The 2,828-nt window shown below is 64.8% G+C and carries 2 protein-coding genes; one reads left to right on the top strand and one right to left on the bottom strand.

What is annotated here, in order from left to right; all coding sequences use genetic code 11:
- Positions 1 to 59: 59 nt before the first annotated feature.
- On the bottom strand, positions 60 to 797 hold the full coding sequence (ispD, locus tag JHD73_RS27350; protein ID WP_199033273.1) for a 2-C-methyl-D-erythritol 4-phosphate cytidylyltransferase: 738 nt from the start codon (positions 795 to 797) through the stop codon (positions 60 to 62).
- Between the two features lie 159 nt (positions 798 to 956).
- On the opposite strand from ispD, the gene JHD73_RS27355 reads away from it, so the two are divergent.
- On the top strand, positions 957 to 2,828 hold a 1,872-nt coding region (locus JHD73_RS27355; protein WP_306663165.1), incomplete at its 3' end, for a CarD family transcriptional regulator.

Raw genomic sequence — 2,828 nt, forward strand, 5'->3', positions numbered from 1 at the left:
GCCTTGGCCAATGCGGATGTCCATCCAATTCATGCTTGCGATGCCTCGTGAGGTTTGTCTTATGCGTGCCGTGCGAGGATGGCCTCGGCAAGCGCGAAATCGTCGGGATACGTCACCTTGAAGTTGCGCAGCGCGCCCGGCACCAGCAGCGGCTTGTGGCCAGCCCCCTCAATGGCACTGGCTTCATCGGTAACGATGCGTTGTTGCGCCAATGCGTCGTGCAACGCGCGCTCCAGCAGGCCGAGCGGGAACATCTGCGGTGTTTGCGCTTGCCACAGGCCATCACGCGGCACTGTGGCACCGATGTGCTGATCGGCGTCTGCACGCTTGAGCGTATCGGCCACAGGCAGCGCGAGGATGCCACCAACGGCCTGCGAGCCTTCGCTCTCGACTGCCGCAACCAACCGCGCAATCAGCGCAGGCGTCAGACCTGGGCGCGCGGCATCGTGCACGAGCACCCAATCGTCATCGTGCGCCCCAAGCCCACGCAACGCTGCCAAACCATGCGTGACCGACGCGTGGCGCGAATCACCACCGCAATCCACTTCGACCAGCTTGGGTGCATCGAAGCGGCCATCGGGAAAACGCTGAACGAGCGGTTGCGCACCCGGTGTCGTCACGATCAACACGGAATCGATCTCGGGGCTGGCCAGAAAAGCTTGTGCGGTGTGCCACAACATCGGCCGTCCGGCGATTGCCTGATATTGCTTGGGCAAATCGCCGCCGGCGCGCGAACCAGTGCCGGCTGAGGGAATCAGCGCAAAGCGGCGTTGGCCTGAGCGGGAAGGTTCGGACATGGAATGCGGAAGATGAGGCGTGGATACGACGTTTTCTCAGGTTTTGAGCCGTCGCCAGCACGCGATTGGCGCGGATTTTATAATAGCGGCCAGTGTCACGACACCCCGCCTGCAAACGCCGGTGGGGTGTCGTGCTTTGCCTACCGATCCTGACACCCCATGTCTGATTTCTCGCTCTCTGCCCTGCCCGCCGTCAAACCGGGCGCGCGCTTTGTCTTCAGTGGCCTGCAAGGCGCGGCGGATGCCCTGCTGCTCGCGCGCTATCTGGAGCAGCATCGCGCTGCCGTGCCGATGCTGGCTGTGGTCTGCGCCAATGCTGTCGACGCCCAGCGCCTGGCCGAAGAACTGCGCTGGTTTGCCCCGCAGGCGCGCGTGAAACTGCTGCCGGACTGGGAAACGCTGCCATACGACAATTTCTCGCCGCACCAGGACTTGATCTCCGAACGGCTGGCAACGCTGCACGACTTGCAGAACGGCGCCTGCGACATCCTGCTGGTGCCAGCGTCGACGGCCTTGCAGCGTGTGGCGCCGCCATCATTCCTGGCCGCCTACACGTTCTTCTTCAAGAAAGGCGAAAAGCTGGATGAGGCCGCGCTCAAGGCGCAGTTCACGCTGGCGGGCTATGAGCATGTCAGCGCCGTCATGCGCCCCGGCGAATACTCCGTGCGGGGCGGGCTGATCGACCTGTTCCCGATGGGCTCACCACTGCCGTACCGGCTCGACCTGTTTGGCGACGAGATCGAGACCATCCGCGCGTTCGACCCCGACACGCAGCGCAGCCTCTACCCCGTGAACGAAGTGCGCCTGCTGCCGGGCCGCGAATTCCCGATGGACGAAGCCTCGCGCACCGCCTTCCGCGGCCGCTGGCGTGAGGTGTTCGAGGGAGACCCGACGCGCTCGCCGATCTATAAGGACATCGGCAACGGCGTGCCCTCGGCCGGCATCGAGTACTACCTGCCGCTGTTCTTCGAAGAAACCGCCACGCTGTTCAACTACCTGCCGGGCACCACGCACCTGGCCTTCGTCGGCGACATCGAGGGTGCCGTACGCCGCTTCTGGGCCGACACCACGCAGCGCTACAACTTCATGCGCCACGACCGCGAGCGGCCGCTGCTGGAGCCCGCCGCATTGTATTTGGATGAAGAAGCGTTCTTCGTGGCGGCCAAGCCGCATGCGCGCCTTGTGCTGCGCGAAGAACCCGGCGATGCGCCGCTCTCGCTGCCGCTGCCAAACGTTGCGGTCAACCGCCGCGCAGAAGACCCACTGGTCAACCTCGAATCCTTCCTGATGCGCGGCAACTGCCGCGTGATGATCTGCGCAGAATCCGCCGGCCGCCGCGAAACGCTCGCGCAAATGCTCGCCGCCAGCGGCCTGCACCCCGAGGGCGTGGCCGATTTTGCCGACCTGATGCGTGGTGAAGCCAAGTTCGTGCTGGGCGTGGCGCCGCTGTACCAGGGCTTCATCCTGGGCGACGGGGTGGACAAACCAGGCATCGCCATCATCACCGAGACCGAGCTGTACGCGCAAACGGTGCGCCGCGCCGGCCGCCGCAAGCAGGAACAGGCCACCGCCGTTGATGCGATGGTGCGTGACCTGGCCGAGCTGAAGATCGGCGACCCGGTAGTCCACAGCGAACATGGCATCGGCCGCTATCAAGGGCTCATCTCCATCGACATGGGCAACGGCGAGGAGGAGTTCCTCCACCTCGACTACGACAAGGGCAACAAGCTCTACGTGCCGGTGCACCAGTTGCATGTGATCTCGCGCTACTCGGGTGCTGATCCGGAAACCGCGCCGCTGCATTCCCTGGGCTCCGGCCAGTGGGAGAAGGCCAAGCGCAAGGCTGCACAGCAGATCCGCGACACGGCCGCCGAACTGCTGAACCTGTACGCACGCCGCGCGCTGCGCCAGGGCTTCGCCTTCCCGCTCACGCCGGAGGACTACGTCAAGTTTGCGGAGAGCTTCGGTTTTGAAGAAACGCCGGACCAGGCCGCCGCCATTGCCGCCGTCATCGCTGACATGACCTCCGGC

Source organism: Ralstonia sp. ASV6, from assembly GCF_016429285.1.
Classification (GTDB): Bacteria; Pseudomonadota; Gammaproteobacteria; order Burkholderiales; family Burkholderiaceae; genus Ralstonia; species Ralstonia flaminis.

Excerpts from the sequence above, each read along its gene's own strand:
- ispD (WP_199033273.1), bottom strand. The coding sequence starts at position 797 with ATGTCCGAACCTTCCCGCTCAGGCCAACGCCGCTTTGCGCTGATTCCC.